Source organism: Leptospira licerasiae serovar Varillal str. VAR 010 (assembly GCF_000244755.1).
Taxonomy (GTDB): domain Bacteria; phylum Spirochaetota; class Leptospiria; order Leptospirales; family Leptospiraceae; genus Leptospira_B; species Leptospira_B licerasiae.
The window spans coordinates 1,318,138-1,334,544 of record NZ_AHOO02000005.1 but is presented as its reverse complement, the minus strand read 5'-3'; the positions used below and the strand labels follow the sequence as shown (position 1 = coordinate 1,334,544).

The following is a 16,407-nucleotide window of genomic DNA, read 5'->3' as shown; positions in this document are numbered from 1 at the left end:
AGAACCGCAAAAGATCGGTTTGAAAAAACGAAACTCGGATTATTCATCATAAGTATTAGAAAGATCCCTAAGCTTCGAAAAAATGATCCGACATAATTTAAGGCTCTAAGAATCGTTTTAAATAAATTATTTTAGTATGTCTGCCCGCGATCTTTGTGTTAAAATCGACGGGCTATGTTGAATTCGAGACAAACAAAACAAATTCTCTTCGAGTATCAATGTTATTCGAAGAAGAATATCGAGGATAAATATGGCAGAAAACGAAATAGATCTTCTTCTGGAAGAAGACGAAGCGGATGATGAAGATACATTAGAGAATAAATTTTTAGTCTTTTCACTGGCCGAAAGAGAATACGGATTAGAGATCAAATATATTATCGAGATCATCGGGATGCAACCGATCACGGAAGTTCCCGACATGCCGGCCTTTATCAAAGGGGTAACGAATCTCAGGGGCAAAGTAGTTCCATTAATCGATGTTAGGCTGAGATTCCACATGGAGTCCATTCCCTATACCGAAAAAACCTGCGTAATCATCTTAAATATCGAAGGAGAGAGCCTTGGGCTCATCGTTGACACTGTCCGCGAAGTTGTTAGTATCCCTTCAGAAAACACAGAACCTGCTCCAAAAATGGGAGATGGAGAAGCAAACCGTTTTATCGCCTCCTTTGGTAAAGTAGAAAATTCCGTCAAAATCCTACTCGATGTGCGCAAACTGCTGAGAGACGATGAGTTGGAGATCCTACATGATAAACTCCCTGAAACCGGAACTCCGGCCTAAACAACCAATAAAAGAAATTTATAATAAAGCAAGGATAGAAGAATGAGCGTCAAAGCCAAATTAACCATAGGATTCTCAACCGTAGTTGTTCTGCTGATCTTCGTAGCGGGATTTGCAATATATCGATTGAATACTTTTAATGCAGTAGTCACTAAAGCGGTTAATGTTTCCGCTAAAAAATCGACTATGCTCTTAGCAATGCGAACTGCAATACTCAAGGTTACTCGAGCGGAAAAAAACACAATCCTTTCTACCGAAGAAGAAGATATGAAAAAATATATCGGTGAAACGGAAACCAACTTAGCAATCATATCCCAATTGGGACCTGAAGTCTATCCTCTGCTCCAAGAAGCGGGTAAAAGAAACATGGAGGAATTCAGAGTAGTAGAAAAAGATTATAGAGCCACTCTAAAAAAAGTCTTAGATCTCGCATTTATCAACAAAAACGTTGAAGCAAGACAGATATCCCAAATACAGCTTAGAAGTTATTTGGACAAGATGGAAGGTTTCCTAAACCAAATGATCGATCGTGCCCAAAAAGAATTGGACGATGCAAACAAGAACACGGACGAGTTGTATGCGGAAACTACCTTCTTAATGATCCTCATCCCAATCCTTTCCTCTCTGATTGCCGTGGGTTGCGCCGTTTGGATCACAGTTTCGGTCAATAAGGCATTAAGTACTGCATTAGAAGTAGTAGGTTCCGTCTCTTCTGCGGCGGCTCAAGTTTCTGCTACCGCATTCTCCTTAAGTCAATCCTCAAACGAACAAGCGGCAAGCCTAGAAGAAACAACTGCTGCAGTAGAAGAGATGTCTTCTACCATTGAACAAAACTCACATAACGCAAAAGAGACCAACACTATGGCGGAATCTTCTGCAAAAGACGCAAGTAAGGGCAGAAAATCCGTCTTAGAAACCTTAAATGCAATGAAAAAGATCTCAGGAAAAGTAAACATCATAGAAGAGATCGCGTACCAGACCAACTTACTAGCGTTAAATGCTGCCATCGAAGCTGCGAGAGCCGGCAAACACGGAAAAGGATTCGCGGTGGTTGCCGACGAGGTAAGAAAGTTAGCTGAAAGAAGCCAAATTGCCGCCCAGGAGATAAACGGTCTTTCAAAAGATTCAGTAGAACGTGCAGAAGACGCAGGAAAACTGATAGAAGAGATTGTTCCAAGTATAGAGAATACTGCGAAGCTGATCCAAGAAATTTCCGTTTCTTCAGATGAACAAGCAAGAGGTATCACTCAGATCAATACCGCAATGGTACAATTAGACCAAGCTACTCAAGAGAATGCAGCAGCATCCGAAGAGTTAGCTTCTACCGCAAAGGAATTAAACGAACAGGCGGAAACTCTTTTAGAAGTAATGGGAACTCTGATCAAGATAAGAGAAGAAGTGTTAATTGCCTCCAAAGGAAAATCCAAAAAGCAGGATAGAGATACTTCGATCACAAATCAACCGATCAAGTCGCATTTCCATGCTCCTCATTTTGATCTGAAACATGCCGCTTCCCAATTCGGAAATGCAAAACGTGATACCAAAAAGGCTTCCAACGGAAAAAATTTCCTCCCGCTGATCGAAGAAGACTCCGAGGCAACCAGCCAGTCAGAACATTCTTCCGGTTCAGAAGAGAACTCAGGCGAAATCAAAGTATAAAATATGGATCGAGAACATCTTCTTTCGGAATTCGTTTCGGAAGCCCGCGACCTGATCGACTCTGCGGAAACTTCTCTTCTAACATTAGAAGAAGAGATTGAAACCGTAGGCCAAGGAAACCCGGAGACTTTAAACAAAGCTTTTCGCTTTTTCCATACACTTAAGGGTTCTTCCGGTCTGTTAAAACTGGAAACAGTGGTAAAGATCACTCACTTGGGAGAGACCCTTCTTGATATATTAAGAAATCAGAAGAAAGTTACCGAGTTCGATTTCAGTGACGACTTAATGGAAACTCTGGATCTTCTCCGTAGAATTTTCGATCGAGTAGAAGAGGAAAGGACTGACTCAGGCTTCGAACAGGAAACGGAGATTATCCGTAATAAATTGAAAGAACAATTGGATCGGATTTCCAAAGGTCCGGAAAAGGAAAATTCTTCTGCAGAGAACAAATTCGGGTTTTTCGAGGAAAGTAATCCTCCACCACCAAAAGGATTCGGATTTTTTGAAGAAGAGAGCAAACCTGCAATCGTAGAAAAACTTCCGGCTACTTCTCCAGAAGTTAATCCGATTATACAAGAAGTCCAATCAGTAGAGAGAAAAAAAGACATTCGTATCACTACTGATAAGCTGGACCAACTTATGGATTTCATGGGAGAATTGGTAATAGCAGAGTCTAACGTAATTCATCATCCTGAATTGGAAGGATTAAGGCTGGAAGGGTTTCGTTCGGCCGCCAGGCATCTCCACAAGATCGTCAGAGATCTGCAAGAGGTCACATTGTCCATGAGGATGGTCCCTCTATCTTCCACATTCCAAAAAATGAATCGATTGGTTCGAGACTTACAAAAACGTTCTCAGAAAAAATTGGATTTTAAGATCGGGGGAGAAGACACTGAAGTAGATAAATCGGTAGTTGAGATCATACAAGATCCGATCATCCATCTATTAAGGAACTCCATTGATCACGGCTTAGAATCGTCGGAAGAAAGAGCTGAACTTGGCAAAAAAGATAAAGGGATCATTCGTCTACAAGCAAGACAATCCGCAAACGAAGTCTGGATCCTAGTAGCGGATGACGGAAGAGGTCTTGATCGAGAAAAGATCATAAACAAGGCGAGAGAGAAAGGAATCCTAAAAGGAAATCCGGAAGAGATGAGTGATAAGGAAGTTTTCCAACTTATATTCACACCCGGATTTTCCACTGCCGAAAAACTCACCGATATTTCCGGTAGAGGAGTCGGAATGGATATCGTTCTGCAAAATATCAAAAAGCTGAACGGTAAAGTGGAGGTACGTTCCAAAAAAGGAGAAGGTACAACTTTCATTCTAAGAATTCCTCTCACCTTAGGGATTATCGAAGGTACTGTTTTTGAAGTGGGAGGAACATATCTCACCCTGCCGACGATAGAAATCAGCGAATTGGTCAGTCTAAAAGATCAGAAATTAATCCACCCTTACAAGGACCAAGAAGTACTGGACCTGAGAGGGATCTACATACCTGTGATACGGATCAATGATCTACTCGGTCTCAGGGAAAGGCTGGAATATAAAAGTAAAAATCCAGTCTTGATCATTTTAGAAAATGAGGACAGATACTTGGGAATACTCGTGGATGAAGTATTAGGAAATCAGAATATTGTGATCAAACCTCTTTCCACTTCCATTCAAAAGGCCCAAGGAGTGAACGGATTTACGATCTTAGGAAACGGAAGAGTGAGCTTAATTCTGGATACCAAATTTTTATTCGAAAAATTCCACGGGACCAACGCTGGGGCTACCGGCGAGAATTCAAATCTAAGTCTGGAAAGAATGGCATAAGTTAGAATGATAAGGGTTTATATCATAGATGATAACCGGATTGTCCGTGAGATAATCGCCTCGCAATTGCAGGAAGATCCTAGATTTACAGTGGTAGGATCTTCTACAGCAACCGAAGCGATGAAAGATATCCTAAAAGCCAAACCGGACGTGATCACGTTAGATGTGGAAATGCCCGATATAAGCGGGATCGAATTCCTACAATGGCTGATGCCTAAATTCCCGATACCAGTCATTATGCTCAGCTCCTTTACCGAAGCCGGGGCCAAAGTTACGTTAGATTCATTACAAGCAGGAGCCTTAGATTTCGTTCAAAAAGCGGACGGAAGCGAAGAGGATTTCCTTAGAATGGTATTGGAACTAAAGAATAAGATCCGAGCCTGCGCCAAAACAAATGTTTCCGACGTTATAAATCGTAACCAAAAAATCTCTCAAACAAAATCACAGACAGGTTCGACAATTTCCAAGATTAAATTGATCGCTATAGGGGCTTCTACCGGAGGAACTCAAGCAATTGAATATTTGCTTCGAAATCTTCCCGCAGAACTCCCACCTATTTTGATAGTGCAACATATGCCCGAATATTTTACGGGAATGTTTGCGGAAAGATTGGATTCCGTTTCTTCCCTAAGGGTACAGGAGGCGCAGGAAGGACAAAGTATCTCCAAAGGAAACGTTTATGTAGCCAGGGGGGATCATCATATGGAACTTGGAGATCCACCATATTATAATATTCGAATAAACAAAAGGGAGAAGGTCTCAGGCCATAGACCTTCCGTAGACGTATTATTCAATTCAATTTCAAAATCTCCTTTGGCATCTTATTGTGCCGCCTTTCTTCTCACCGGAATGGGAAAGGACGGAGCTAAAGGACTCAAGGCACTCTCCGAAAAAGGCGCATTAACATTTGGGCAAGACGAATCCACATCCGTAGTATATGGAATGCCTAGAGAGGCTTACGAGATGGGTGGAGTAAAAGAACAAATCTCTCTCGATAATATTCCGGAAAAAATTTCGGAACTATGTTTCGGAACGGCAAACAGTTATAATTAATCAAAGGTAAGGTAAAAATGACAAAGATACTCTGCGTAGATGACGCTCCCACGGTTTTAAAACTTTTAGATTTCACTCTTACGGAAGAAGGTTATTCCGTATGTAAGGCCGCCGGCCCGGACGAAGCTCTTACCAAAATAGAATCGGAAGGACCTTTCGATATAGGCATCTTCGACGTAAATATGCCTGGTAGGACCGGAATAGAACTCACTAAGGAAGTCCTAAAGACTGAAAAAGGAAAAAGTATGAAAATACTTATTCTCACTACCGAGTCAAGCGACGCAATGAAATCGCAAGGAAAGGAAGCAGGAGCGAAGGGTTGGATGATCAAACCTTTTAACGACGAGGACCTTCTCGCAGCGGTAAAACATCTAATCGGTTCTTAAATTTTCCAATATAATCTTTTTCTATCCAAAAAGAAAAGGACCAAAAACCACAAAGCCAGCACAGTTATCGAATACAAAAAGGAACTCAACTCCGGGGAATCTATCCAGCTTTTATAATATTTTAGATAGATCAGATTTTTCAAAGGGATACTTTTCCCTTCCGGAGAAGAGACCAAGATTATATTCAAACTCCTGGCAAATATCCCCGAACCAAAAAACACTAACAAAGCGTTCTTACCAAAAGGAAGAAGAAAGCCCTGTAGAGCTCCAAATCCGAATCTATTATATTTTTCTAAAATTAGAAATAACGAGACTGCAAGTAAGGCCCAGCCCGCTGTCCAAAGAGAATATGTCCCGGTCCATAAACTTTTATTGATAGGATAATAAATCCCCCAAACGCCGCCTACCACCAACACAGCAAAAGCGCCCAACACAATCTTTCCTGAAATAGAAAGAGGAGATTCCTTTTTCTCCAAATGGACTTTTAGAAATTCTCCCGCAAAGATCCCACAGAATACGGAAGCAATCGAAGTAAAGGAGGTCAAAAGTCCTTCCGGATCCCAGACCTTACCGAATTTCCATAAATGTGCCTGTCCGAAAACTTCTCGATCTAACCAGGCCCCCCAGTCTTTTCCTTCTTTCATACTGGGTTCCGCAGCTCCGGGAGGTGGAATAAACTCCTGAAGATACCAATATGAAATCAATAAGGTTAAAAATAGAATGATCCTGAATTTTAAATTTTTCTCACGGTAGGCAATCGCACTGAAAAAGTACGCGAATCCGATCCTTTGTAAAACACCTGGAAATCTAAGATTAGAAAAACTCCATTCTCCGAAAAAGTTCAAAAACAATCCTAAAAAGATCAGAATGACTGAACGTTTTAGTATTTTAGGAAATTCTTGTATTCCATTCGATACGGAGAAAGGAATGGAAGCTCCTACCGCAAAAAGAAAAAAAGGGAACACTAAGTCGGTAGGAGTACACCCGTCCCATTTTGCATGTTTAAGAGGCCAATACATATTGGACCAGGTGCCAGGATTATTTACCAGGATCATCCCGGCTACAGTCAATCCTCTCAAAAGATCTATAGATAGGATACGAATTCGATTTTCGGATTTCAATTTATGAATACTACCAAAGAGATCTATGAAATTCCGTGAAACCCCAGACATCTTTGATCTGGACTTCCCTTCCCTTTTCCGGCCTGAAACTTCCTGAAAATTTCCCTACAAACTGTCTGAAGTATAGTTTGGTCCAGATCAGGTTTACTTTTTCTCTTCTTTCTCCCTTTGGTTCGAATTCTAAACGAATACGCCCATCCTCGTCCCAGAGTCTCCAAGGTTTATAAGGATCTTTATGAGAAAAATCAAATATACATCTGCTAACTCTTTGCCTTTCAGAATCGATCCAGTAAGCATTCTCCGGAAAAAAACTTTCGTTTACTAAAGCGGCAAAGTTAGCCCCTATCTTAGTCATATCCGGAAGAACGGAGGAGAACGCGGCCCAATACCAATTTGTCTCCCTTCTCAAATAACCGCCCGACCAATCGTAAACCATAGTAGTTCTGGAAGGATCACTAACCAGTTCCTTTTTTTCGTATTTTACGCTGATACGGTCAGGGATCAAAGGAGAACATTTTTCTGTGAATGTCCAACGACTCGGTTCGGAAGGATTTAAGACCCGAAGAGGATTATGAGTGATCAGAGAATACGGAAATTCTCCCGAGATCTCTAATTTATTTCCAAAGTTTGATTCTAATAGAAGTTTTCCTTCGGAATGGGACTTTCGGATATTCAGGAAGGACTTTCCCTTTTTGAAAGAGATCTCATATTCATCCGGATTGGCCGGGAATTTTAAAGCAAGACCCAAGTCGGGGCCTTTTACATCGAATTCGTAGACCTTGCCCTGATCGAATTTATACAGATAAGCAAACACGTTATACGCATATCCAAGACTTACTGCCGCAATACCGACCAGGCAGTCTTCCATCATGATCCCTAGATAATTGAAAGAATGGAACGCGAACTTCTTTTTAAGCCCTTTGATCTCCTTTCCGAAAAAATCTAGAAGAGTAAAATCTTGATGATTGAATTCGATCGGACCATCCCAAACTCCGTAGTGTACTTGATTTTCGGGTCCGATAATTTTTTGCATAGATTTCGCTCGATTTTCGAACGCTCAGTTGAAAAATCAATGGGATTTCTACCTCATCAACCAAATCTGCTTTACAATTAACTTTTTCCTAGCAAGATCGACCTAACAATCGTTCGGGAATATCGGCATAACCATTCATGGGTGAAATCCAGAGCAAACCTGCAGGAAGCAGAGAAATTCTCGAAGCTTCCGACTTAAAAACTCTGAAAGATAAAAAAACTTCCCGAGAGATCTCAGTTCTTCTCTATCGAGTATTGTTCAGAAGTGAAGAAGTTCGGGGAGGCTCGGTCAAAGTAGTTAAAGAGACCTTCATCCGCACGCATTCCAATCACCCGGAACTATTTCCCATCCTTGACAGAACCAAGTTCGTTCGGGATATGATCTCTGTATTCAAAACTTCCACCGTATTGAATCTCGAAAAGTTAGAAGCATTTTTCTCATTCGTTCATGCGGCATTCCAAAATGAGATCAGATATCTATTAGGCAAATCCACTCAGTTCACGTTCGATATCATGTTCCAAGTGATAGAATCTATCCTTCAAGAGATGAGTCACCCGGAAGACCAAAGAACTGTGGATGTAAAAGATAGAGAGCTGATCTTAAAACATTTTAGAGCTTATAACGATCTCTCTAAATTTTTCAATAAGATGGGGACTTCTAAGGCGGTGATCGACAAAAAAGACGAGATCATCACCGAGATCTCGATAAATCATAAAGAGATCACGATCGTTTCCATTGAGAATATGTTCCGAAATATTTTGGCCCAGATACTTCTTTCCCGTAAGTACAATTGCGGGACACTGATAGATAAGTGGTCGACTGAATACGGCTTTGGCCCGGAACAAGCTCAGTCTATGAGAAATTATATCCAAGAAACTGCGCCTCTTACCGATTTTAGGACGCAATACGCAAACGCGTTACGTGCGATAGGAACCGAGAACGATATGGACCTAATGTTCCTGCGTACTCTGTCCAACTATTATGCTTCCTGGGTGACCCAGGTTTCCGAACAGATCCCTGCTTAAAACGGTTTGATTTTTAGCGCCGAATCCGTCCAAAAGCGGATGGATTATCTACGCGTTCCTTTATTCTCGATCCTCTTATATCTCTGTTTATTCGCCGTGGAATTGGCCTCAGAATCCGCTTATTCCTCAATGAAATGGGATGCCGCAGAACCGAAAACATTCCCTCTTTCTCCCTTAGCCCCTGAAGAGAAGATTAAGTCCTCCCAAGGAAGTTTATTGGTAGGGGAAGATCTTTATTTACCCGCCAATTTTCCGGACATGAACGAAAAGAACACAGGTGGCCTCCTCATTAAGAATATAAAGACCGGAGCCACAAACCGTTTGGATCTAAAGGAAACCGTAAGAGGTCTTGCATGGGATAAGGACGAGGACCAAATTTATGTAAGGCTTAAAAAGGAGATTGTAGTTTTAAAAAACGGTTCCTTAGAAATCAAAAAAAGGATCCCCTTTTTTCAAACAACAGCCTTTTGGGGAAACATCGGTTTTGCTCAGGGAAAACTTTTCGAGATCAGAGAGAATAAACTCATTTTTTACGAGAAGGAAACAGGATCCGAAATAGAACAAAAAGATCTGCCTATTCCCAAAGTTTCTTTCGCGTTCGATTGTTCCGGAAAAGAAATCTTTTTTTGGCATTCTAAGGACGGAACAAATTTACATTCTTATGATCCTATTTTGAATAAGATCAAAAACAGTTTTACAGTACATTTGGAATCCAAAGAAGCAGGTAGAATCTCCTGTTTCAAAAACGATCTGGTGATCCTCAGCCCGGAGTCCGAAATTTATCAAAATCTAATAAAGATCGGGAACGATTATTATCCGGGAAGACAGGAAAATTTCGTACTCAAAGGAAATCTAAGTTATAGGTTTTCACCAAGCAAGGATACAATACGCTTTATCTTAAAGATCACTCCTAAGGAAAATTCTCCCGAAACGGAGATTGCAGTAGCCATTCCGCCTCAGGAAACTTCGTCTCAAATTCTGAGCGAGGAAAAATTTCATCCGAACGGAAAATTGACCGAAGATAAACAAAACAATCGCACCTTACTCATCTCTATTCCTGCATTAAGCTCTGGACAAACCTGGGAAGAAACGGTATATTCAGCTAAATTAGCAAGATATAATATAGATTCCGGACTTACCAATTTCCAAACCTCTTGGGAAGATTGGAAAATCCCGAATGAATGGAAACAATATTTAGAGGATACTTCTGCTTATAAAATCTCCGATCCTGAGATTATTCGGATCAGAGATGAGCTTAAATCCTCCAGCTCGAATGTAGAAGAATATATACAATCAGTATATAGATACATCCGAAAGAACATGGTCTATAAGCAAGATGGCAGATTCGATCCGGCACCGATCGCTCTTCAAAACGGTCATGGTTCCTGCACAGAACATAGTTACGCTCAGATTTCACTACTAAGGAGTGCGGGGATACCGGCCAGAATGGCTTGGAACTGGCTCCCTGTAGGAGAAAAAGTGGAGTTGAATCATAAAATTGCGGAAGTATGGCACCCTTCCTTCGGTTGGATCCCTATGGAACCCTTGGCCCCTCCTAGAACAAGAGCGGGGTTAACATATGCAAAACATATAATATTTGCAGTGCTCAATCAACCTAGTCATTCCATCATCAAAGGAGGAGACACTTTGGCCAATTTTACTAAACCGGCAGGCGGGGCGACCAGATCGATTTCCATAGAATTGACTCCGGAAATCTCCCATAGATCTACAAAACGATTCGATCTTGAAGCAGAAGAAATTTATCAGAAATCGAATCCTGTAAAAAATCGTATATTAGAAAAATCGGAAGAGAGGATCGTGGAATAGAAAGGAAGAAAGTATACGCCGCAACTGCATACTACTTTTGCGGCGCTCTTTAGAATTATCCTATCCTTTTTAAAGAATATCCTAAACAATAAGAAGCGGCGGCTAATCCGTAATGGAATAGATCCACTCTAGGTAATCCGGCAATCGTTCCCACGGTTCCAATCACAAGTCCGGACAGAATGAAAAGTAAGGCTCCTGCAATCCCATACAATGCAGCTGTCTTATGAGAACCTTTGTATTTTTGGATGCATACTACTAAAACAGCGATCAATGCAATCGCACCGATCAACGTAGCGTATAGACCCAAAGGATAAAGATAACTTAATACGGCTAAGACCAAAAGGATCAAACTAAGTAGATTCCAAGTTTTACCGTTTATCTTTCCGAAACCTGCATTGAAAAATGCGATCCCGATCCAAGGAACTCCAACCACTCCTGCAACATGCACGATAGGTCTATAGATTGGGCTAATCCAATCTCCCCCTAAAAAGAAAACAACACCAAGAAGAGCGCCTAACCCGATCAAAAAAAGACCATAGGCTCCTCCTTTTTTAGAGACGTTTCCTTTGGCAGAGGACTGGACTGAGAGACCGGCCCATACGGCGAAGATTGCCAATACTAAATCCGAAATAGCAGTACTAATTTGCATGACGAACAAAGAATCCGATCCGAATCAAAATGCAAGAAGGATTCGTTTTAAAATTGATTTTCCTAGAGTCCTCTCTATTCTCAGGACTTTTTGTTATGAGTTTGGACTCTTGGATCTCCGGATCGGATAGTATTCGTAAGGAAATTAAAAATCCCTATTCAAGCGGATGCATATTCGTTATTGGGATTTTGGCATTTGGCGTATTCGGAAGTATAGCCTCCTTTTTTTTCGGAGTGATATTCCTAACTGCAGAAGATAAGATCCTTCCGGGATTCGGATTCTTTTTCTGTGTTTCGCTCGTTACGATTTTTATTATCACGATGAGAAATTACAGAAAGGCATCTCATATAGTAAAAACGATTGAGATCCAGACAAATACTTCTCTACTTTCTTTGAGAGAAACCGGTAAGTCGGATGTGGAGCTTCCTCTTTCCGAATTCATATCTTACATGATATTATTCAGAATGGAAAGACCCAATTCTTCCGGAACTAGTATTAATACAAACAGCACTTGGAAATACTGGGACTTATACTTGGTATACAGAGACGGAAGTTGTATTTTACTAGAAACTTTTAGAGACGGGAATTCTCTCAAAGAAGGATTAGAATTTTTTAAAACAAGGCTTCCTCTTCCCATTTTGGACAAATCGGAACTAAGGCTAACAAATCCTGACTCAAAGGATATACCTCATAAACAAGATCCTAAAAAAATAGAACCTTCTCCATGGGTTAAAACGGAATCGAAAGACCAAGGAACAAAGATAGAGATCATAGAACCAAAATCCCTAGGAAAATCGTTTATCACGATCTTGGTCCCAGCGTTATTTTATGGGGCATGGTTTACGGTCGCAAACTCTTTCGTTGGAAATTTTGAAAATCCGGTCTTTCTAATCTTCTTGATCCCTTTTTCCGTTTTCTTTTTGGGAATAGTCACAATTATGACTGTCTTCATTTTATTCAAAAAAACGGAAGTAATCGCAAATTCAATCGAATTGAAACTTCGTTATTCTACCAGAATACCTGTCTTAAGCAGTTTATTATATAAAGAAAGAAGTTTCCCTCTCTCCTCCATCAGAAATGTACGTACGATACGAATGGAAAAGGACAATCAGATACTTTGTGTTGCATTAAAGTCCTCTAATGGTCCCAAAGAAAGAACGTTTTTGGATCTTTTGTACAATGTCCAAGGAGTCAATCTTTCCGGCAAACAACTCCCAGGAGATGCGGAACTCTTAGGAATTATAACCTTGGGATCTTGGCTTCCCAAAGGCCCCGGATATAGCGATCTAGTATACGCGGAGAATATTCTGGAATCCGTTTTAAACCTCAAGGAAGAGTCCCTAACTTTTTCCGATCTGACAGCTTCTTCCCATAAAAAATAAACTCCGTTATTTCGAAAGAAGAATAGATCCGATCTAAAAACAAAAGAGTCTAAGGAAACATATGCAAAATTTAGCCTTGAATCAATCCATCCGACTCAATAACGGAGTAGAGATGCCGGTATTCGGACTGGGAGTTTGGAAAACAAGATCCGGAAAAGAATGTATAGACGCAGTCTTGAATGCGCTGGAATTCGGATATAGGCACATAGATACCGCTAAAATTTACGGAAACGAATCCGATGTGGGAGAAGCCATCAAAAAGAGCGGGGTCCCTCGAAAAGAATTATTCATCACCACGAAACTATGGAATAGCGACCAAAAAAATCCACGCAAGTATTTGGATGAATCATTGCAGGCATTAGGGTTGGATACGATCGATTTATACCTTATTCATTTTCCGGTCGCAGGAACCAGAAAACAGGCCTGGAAAGAATTGGAAAAAGTTTATCAAGAAGGTTTGGTTCGCGCGATCGGAGTAAGCAATTATACGATCCCACATTTGCAGGAATTATTCCAGTATGCAGAGATTATTCCGACTGTGAACCAAGTGGAGTATCATCCATTCTTAAACCAGAATGAACTTTTAAACACTTGCACAAAAAATAATATAGTTCTGGAAGCATATAGTCCCCTCGCCCACGGTCAAAAAATTTCAGACCCAAAACTTGTTTCTCTTGCTAACAAATATGGAAAAACTCCTGCTCAACTTCTTATTCGTTGGGCAATCGACAAAGGATTAGTCGTAATACCTAAATCAGTCAAAAAGGAGAGGATCCTGGAGAATTCACAAGTATTCGATTTTAAACTCAGTAATTCCGACCTGCAAGAAATGGAAACCTGGAATGAGAACTTTCGGACTTGCTGGGATCCTACCGGAGCGTAAATAGACTTGGGTTTAGCTTCTTTTTTTGTTGACTTTTTTCTTTTTAGGATGTCTATACATTAATAGTTCAATCTTAAAGTATTATGGCCACTCATTATAAAGGAAAGCCTAGAGATGTAAAGGTACTCGATGCCTACATCAAATTAAGCCGTTGTGCGGATTCCATTCGCACGATGGAGGAAAAATTCCTGAACCAATATAATCTGACCAGCGGCCAATTCGGATGTTTGGAAACTCTTTACCATCTAGGTCCTATGTGCCAAAAAGAGATCGGTCAAAAAATATTTTCCTGCGAAGGAAATATTACACAGATCGTAGACAACTTAGAAAAAAGAAGTCTAGTTGTTAGGGTCAGAAGTGAAGAAGACAGACGTTATTTCATTGTCAATCTTACCGATAAAGGGAAGGAACTCATCGGAACTTCTTTCCCAAATTATTTGGAGCAGCTGAAAGGCAAGATGTCCTGCCTCAGCGACGAAGAACTCAAAAGTTTAGGACAGATCTGCAAGACTGTCGGACTCAAATCAGCGTAATATGAAAGGAGGGATCTATGTTTTTCGGATTTTTCGGCCCATTACTTTAATAATAAACTATTAACTAATAGACTATATAAACAGGAATCATTTAGGAGGTGAGCATGATTCAGAAAATTCTCAAAACGGACTCGGACATAACATCCTTAATTTTAAGGATAACTCTTGCAGTTGTGATGTTCCCGCATGGAGCACAAAAGGTATTAGGCTGGTATGGCGGTTACGGATTTTCCGGAACTTACGCATACTTAACCGGCGCTGGCTTTCCGGGTTTCTTAGTAATACTTTTATTCATCGCGGAATTTCTGGGACCTATCGGGTTACTTTCGGGTCTTCTTACAAGAGTAGCCGCAGCAGGAATAGGAGTCGCGATGACAGTGGCAATACTTCCTCATGCAGAACACGGCTTCTTTATGAATTGGGCAGGAAGCCAAAAGGGAGAAGGTTTCGAATTCCATCTATTGATGGTGGCGATCTCCATCGCATTGGTGATCAAGGGAGGAGGAAAACTTTCCCTAGATGGTGTGATCTCCAAAAACTAAAACGTACCATTATACCTAACTACCAACTTCAGAGAGGTCCTCGGACCTCTTTTTTTTTATCTAAAGAAAGACCTGCTCTTTCGAATAACGTGCAATTTCTGCGACGAAAAATTGTTTTAAAAAACGATTCAGATCTCTGAAAAAACATAAAACTAATTACAAGTATTTAGTATTCAATTTATTTCAGACTATTACTTAAAGAAGATAGAACAGGATCTTACATAATTCATTATGAAAATAGAAACAATTAAAATTCCCTTCCGCTTTTTATTCGAACTAGAGTATCATTGTTTTGATAGATTCTGATAGTCTATTTATAACAACTATGGAAAAAGGAAAAAAATCCGGTCCCCTCGATCGGATTTTCAAATCGATCCAAGGATATCTAACTCCAAAATCTCCGGTTTCTTCCGGACTTTCCTTTTGGAGAGAACTCATCTTAACTTCAATCCTATTCAGCATGACTATACTCGGAACCATTGTGTATTTTCCGAGCGTGTATCTTGCGTGGACGGAAGGCAAAACGGAAGTATTATGGATAGATTCTTTCGCATTAGGGCTGGTATATTTTCTCCTACTGGTTAAAAGTATAAAATTTTCGATCAAGGCAACCTTGGTCCTAACTATGAATTATTGTTTAGGGCTTTCTCTACTGATATTCGTAGGACCGGAAGGTGGAGGATTACTCTGGTTATTTCCTTTTCCGGTACTCGCAGGAGTCTTATTCGGCCTCACCCCTTCTCTATTTGGGCTTTTGGGGAATATGTTAGCAGTCTTTATCGCTTCCAGAGCGCAATTTTATCTGAGTCTTCCTTGGTCTATGGCTCCGGAAAGATTATACGTGGTAGGCCTGAACTTTCTGATCGCCAATACGATCGTATGTGTTCCTCTGACAATCCTAATGAGAGGATTGCAGGAAAGCATACAAAGAAGACACGAATATCTTACGAACCTTAGATTAAGAAAAGCTCATATATATCGATCTAAACGTACTTTAGAAAAAGAGATTGCAACAAGGATAGAGATCGAAAGGACCTTAGAGGAAAATCTAAGAGAAAAAGAAGTACTTCTTCATGAGATCCATCATAGGGTCAAAAATAATCTGCAGATTGTTTCCGGAATGCTGAATTTACAAAATATGTATTCCGGCGAGTCCACTACTTCTGAAATTCTATCAAAGGCACAAAACAGGATCACAGCTATGGCGATGATCCACGATCATCTCTACAAACAGGACAAATTTGCGAACGTGGATATGAAAACCTACTTGGATTCTCTTCTAAGACATCTAGTCACATCGTATTTTCCGTCCGGAAATAGGATCGGATTCGAAGCCGATATGGACCCAGTTAGACTTTCAATGGAGAAGGCAATCCCGTGTGGCTTGATTGTAACGGAGCTGATCTCAAATTCTCTAAAACATGCATTTCCGAACGATGCCAAAGGGAATATTTCCGTTCAGTTAAAGGTAAAAGAAAATAAGGTCCATCTCACCGTTAAAGACGACGGGGTCGGGATGCCCGGTATCCAAGAATGGTTCGGACAAACTTCTTCCAAAAAGCAAGAACAGGAATCTTCCTTGGGTCTAATGATCATTCGTTCCTTATGCAATCAACTTAAGGCGGAACTGGATCTGAAAAACTTAGGCGGAACTTCCGTTTGCTTGATTTTTAAAACTTGATCGAATTCCATTGTTTTGGTTCCACTAAACCTTC

General features: G+C 40.6%; 15 protein-coding genes. 12 read left to right on the top strand and 3 right to left on the bottom strand.

The window, feature by feature from the left end:
* Positions 1–250: 250 nt before the first annotated feature.
* Genes LEP1GSC185_RS06785 through LEP1GSC185_RS06765 form a run of 5 tightly spaced genes read left to right on the top strand, consistent with a single transcriptional unit; the run spans position 251 to position 5,697 of the window.
* Positions 251–781, top strand: a complete 531-nt coding sequence (locus LEP1GSC185_RS06785) for a chemotaxis protein CheW (protein WP_008595335.1) — start codon at positions 251–253, stop codon at positions 779–781.
* A 42-nt stretch (positions 782–823) separates the two neighbouring features.
* Complete coding sequence (locus LEP1GSC185_RS20270; protein WP_008593538.1) at positions 824–2,440, top strand: HAMP domain-containing methyl-accepting chemotaxis protein; 1,617 nt, start codon at positions 824–826, stop codon at positions 2,438–2,440.
* A 3-nt stretch (positions 2,441–2,443) separates the two neighbouring features.
* Positions 2,444–4,258 carry a chemotaxis protein CheA gene (locus LEP1GSC185_RS06775; RefSeq protein WP_008594858.1) on the top strand — a complete coding sequence of 605 codons (1,815 nt, stop codon included), beginning with the start codon at positions 2,444–2,446 and terminating at the stop codon, positions 4,256–4,258.
* Positions 4,259–4,264: 6 nt separating this feature from the next.
* Positions 4,265–5,311, top strand: coding sequence for a protein-glutamate methylesterase/protein-glutamine glutaminase (locus LEP1GSC185_RS06770; RefSeq protein ID WP_008596465.1), 1,047 nt, complete (start codon positions 4,265–4,267; stop codon positions 5,309–5,311).
* A 17-nt stretch (positions 5,312–5,328) separates the two neighbouring features.
* Positions 5,329–5,697 carry a response regulator gene (locus LEP1GSC185_RS06765; protein ID WP_008595906.1) on the top strand — a complete coding sequence of 123 codons (369 nt, stop codon included), beginning with the start codon at positions 5,329–5,331 and terminating at the stop codon, positions 5,695–5,697.
* Here the strand turns inward: LEP1GSC185_RS06765 and LEP1GSC185_RS06760 are convergent.
* Both LEP1GSC185_RS06760 and LEP1GSC185_RS06755 read right to left on the bottom strand, forming a co-directional pair.
* A complete protein-coding gene (locus LEP1GSC185_RS06760) occupies positions 5,694–6,869 on the bottom strand; it encodes an acyltransferase family protein (protein WP_008596257.1) in 1,176 nt (391 codons plus the stop codon). The genes LEP1GSC185_RS06765 and LEP1GSC185_RS06760 overlap by 4 nt on opposite strands.
* Complete coding sequence (locus LEP1GSC185_RS06755) at positions 6,829–7,851, bottom strand: DUF2804 domain-containing protein (RefSeq protein ID WP_008595069.1); 1,023 nt, start codon at positions 7,849–7,851, stop codon at positions 6,829–6,831. The genes LEP1GSC185_RS06760 and LEP1GSC185_RS06755 overlap by 41 nt, the downstream gene beginning before the upstream one ends.
* A 137-nt stretch (positions 7,852–7,988) precedes the next feature.
* Between LEP1GSC185_RS06755 and LEP1GSC185_RS06750 the strand changes: the two genes are divergently transcribed.
* Both LEP1GSC185_RS06750 and LEP1GSC185_RS06745 read left to right on the top strand, forming a co-directional pair.
* Positions 7,989–8,876, top strand: a complete 888-nt coding sequence (locus tag LEP1GSC185_RS06750; protein WP_008594875.1) for an LIC_13029 family protein — start codon at positions 7,989–7,991, stop codon at positions 8,874–8,876.
* Between the two features lie 129 nt (positions 8,877–9,005).
* Entirely contained in the window at positions 9,006–10,703 is a 1,698-nt protein-coding gene (locus tag LEP1GSC185_RS06745) for a transglutaminase-like domain-containing protein (protein ID WP_232298490.1), read from the top strand.
* 55 nt (positions 10,704–10,758) lie between these two features.
* On the opposite strand, the gene LEP1GSC185_RS06740 is transcribed toward LEP1GSC185_RS06745, so the two are convergent.
* Positions 10,759–11,319, bottom strand: coding sequence for a hypothetical protein (locus tag LEP1GSC185_RS06740; protein WP_008595661.1), 561 nt, complete (start codon positions 11,317–11,319; stop codon positions 10,759–10,761).
* Positions 11,320–11,381: 62 nt separating this feature from the next.
* Here LEP1GSC185_RS06740 and LEP1GSC185_RS06735 point away from each other — a divergent pair, with 62 nt between their 5' ends.
* The 5 genes from LEP1GSC185_RS06735 (at position 11,382) to LEP1GSC185_RS06715 (ending at position 16,373) form a co-directional block, all read left to right on the top strand.
* Positions 11,382–12,734: a hypothetical protein gene (locus tag LEP1GSC185_RS06735; RefSeq protein ID WP_008594290.1), complete on the top strand. Its 1,353-nt coding sequence runs from the start codon at positions 11,382–11,384 to the stop codon at positions 12,732–12,734.
* 61 nt (positions 12,735–12,795) lie between these two features.
* The gene (locus LEP1GSC185_RS06730) at positions 12,796–13,617 is read left to right on the top strand and encodes an aldo/keto reductase (protein WP_008595046.1); all 822 of its coding nucleotides are present in this window, start codon (positions 12,796–12,798) and stop codon (positions 13,615–13,617) included.
* Between the two features lie 83 nt (positions 13,618–13,700).
* Complete coding sequence (locus LEP1GSC185_RS06725; protein ID WP_008596046.1) at positions 13,701–14,150, top strand: MarR family winged helix-turn-helix transcriptional regulator; 450 nt, start codon at positions 13,701–13,703, stop codon at positions 14,148–14,150.
* 104 nt (positions 14,151–14,254) lie between these two features.
* On the top strand, positions 14,255–14,692 hold the full coding sequence (locus LEP1GSC185_RS06720; protein ID WP_008593766.1) for a DoxX family protein: 438 nt from the start codon (positions 14,255–14,257) through the stop codon (positions 14,690–14,692).
* Between the two features lie 292 nt (positions 14,693–14,984).
* Positions 14,985–16,373 (top strand): sensor histidine kinase, encoded by a 1,389-nt coding sequence (locus LEP1GSC185_RS06715; RefSeq protein WP_232298489.1) that lies wholly within the window; start codon positions 14,985–14,987, stop codon positions 16,371–16,373.
* Positions 16,374–16,407 lie beyond the last annotated feature (34 nt).

Excerpts from the sequence above, each read along its gene's own strand:
- LEP1GSC185_RS06785 (WP_008595335.1), top strand. The coding sequence starts at position 251 with ATGGCAGAAAACGAAATAGATCTTCTTCTGGAAGAAGACGAAGCGGAT.
- LEP1GSC185_RS20270 (WP_008593538.1), top strand. The coding sequence starts at position 824 with ATGAGCGTCAAAGCCAAATTAACCATAGGATTCTCAACCGTAGTTGTT.
- LEP1GSC185_RS06775 (WP_008594858.1), top strand. The coding sequence starts at position 2,444 with ATGGATCGAGAACATCTTCTTTCGGAATTCGTTTCGGAAGCCCGCGAC.
- LEP1GSC185_RS06770 (WP_008596465.1), top strand. The coding sequence starts at position 4,265 with ATGATAAGGGTTTATATCATAGATGATAACCGGATTGTCCGTGAGATA.
- LEP1GSC185_RS06765 (WP_008595906.1), top strand. The coding sequence starts at position 5,329 with ATGACAAAGATACTCTGCGTAGATGACGCTCCCACGGTTTTAAAACTT.
- LEP1GSC185_RS06760 (WP_008596257.1), bottom strand. The coding sequence starts at position 6,869 with ATGTCTGGGGTTTCACGGAATTTCATAGATCTCTTTGGTAGTATTCAT.
- LEP1GSC185_RS06755 (WP_008595069.1), bottom strand. The coding sequence starts at position 7,851 with ATGCAAAAAATTATCGGACCCGAAAATCAAGTACACTACGGAGTTTGG.
- LEP1GSC185_RS06750 (WP_008594875.1), top strand. The coding sequence starts at position 7,989 with ATGGGTGAAATCCAGAGCAAACCTGCAGGAAGCAGAGAAATTCTCGAA.
- LEP1GSC185_RS06745 (WP_232298490.1), top strand. The coding sequence starts at position 9,006 with ATGAAATGGGATGCCGCAGAACCGAAAACATTCCCTCTTTCTCCCTTA.
- LEP1GSC185_RS06735 (WP_008594290.1), top strand. The coding sequence starts at position 11,382 with ATGCAAGAAGGATTCGTTTTAAAATTGATTTTCCTAGAGTCCTCTCTA.
- LEP1GSC185_RS06730 (WP_008595046.1), top strand. The coding sequence starts at position 12,796 with ATGCAAAATTTAGCCTTGAATCAATCCATCCGACTCAATAACGGAGTA.
- LEP1GSC185_RS06725 (WP_008596046.1), top strand. The coding sequence starts at position 13,701 with ATGGCCACTCATTATAAAGGAAAGCCTAGAGATGTAAAGGTACTCGAT.
- LEP1GSC185_RS06720 (WP_008593766.1), top strand. The coding sequence starts at position 14,255 with ATGATTCAGAAAATTCTCAAAACGGACTCGGACATAACATCCTTAATT.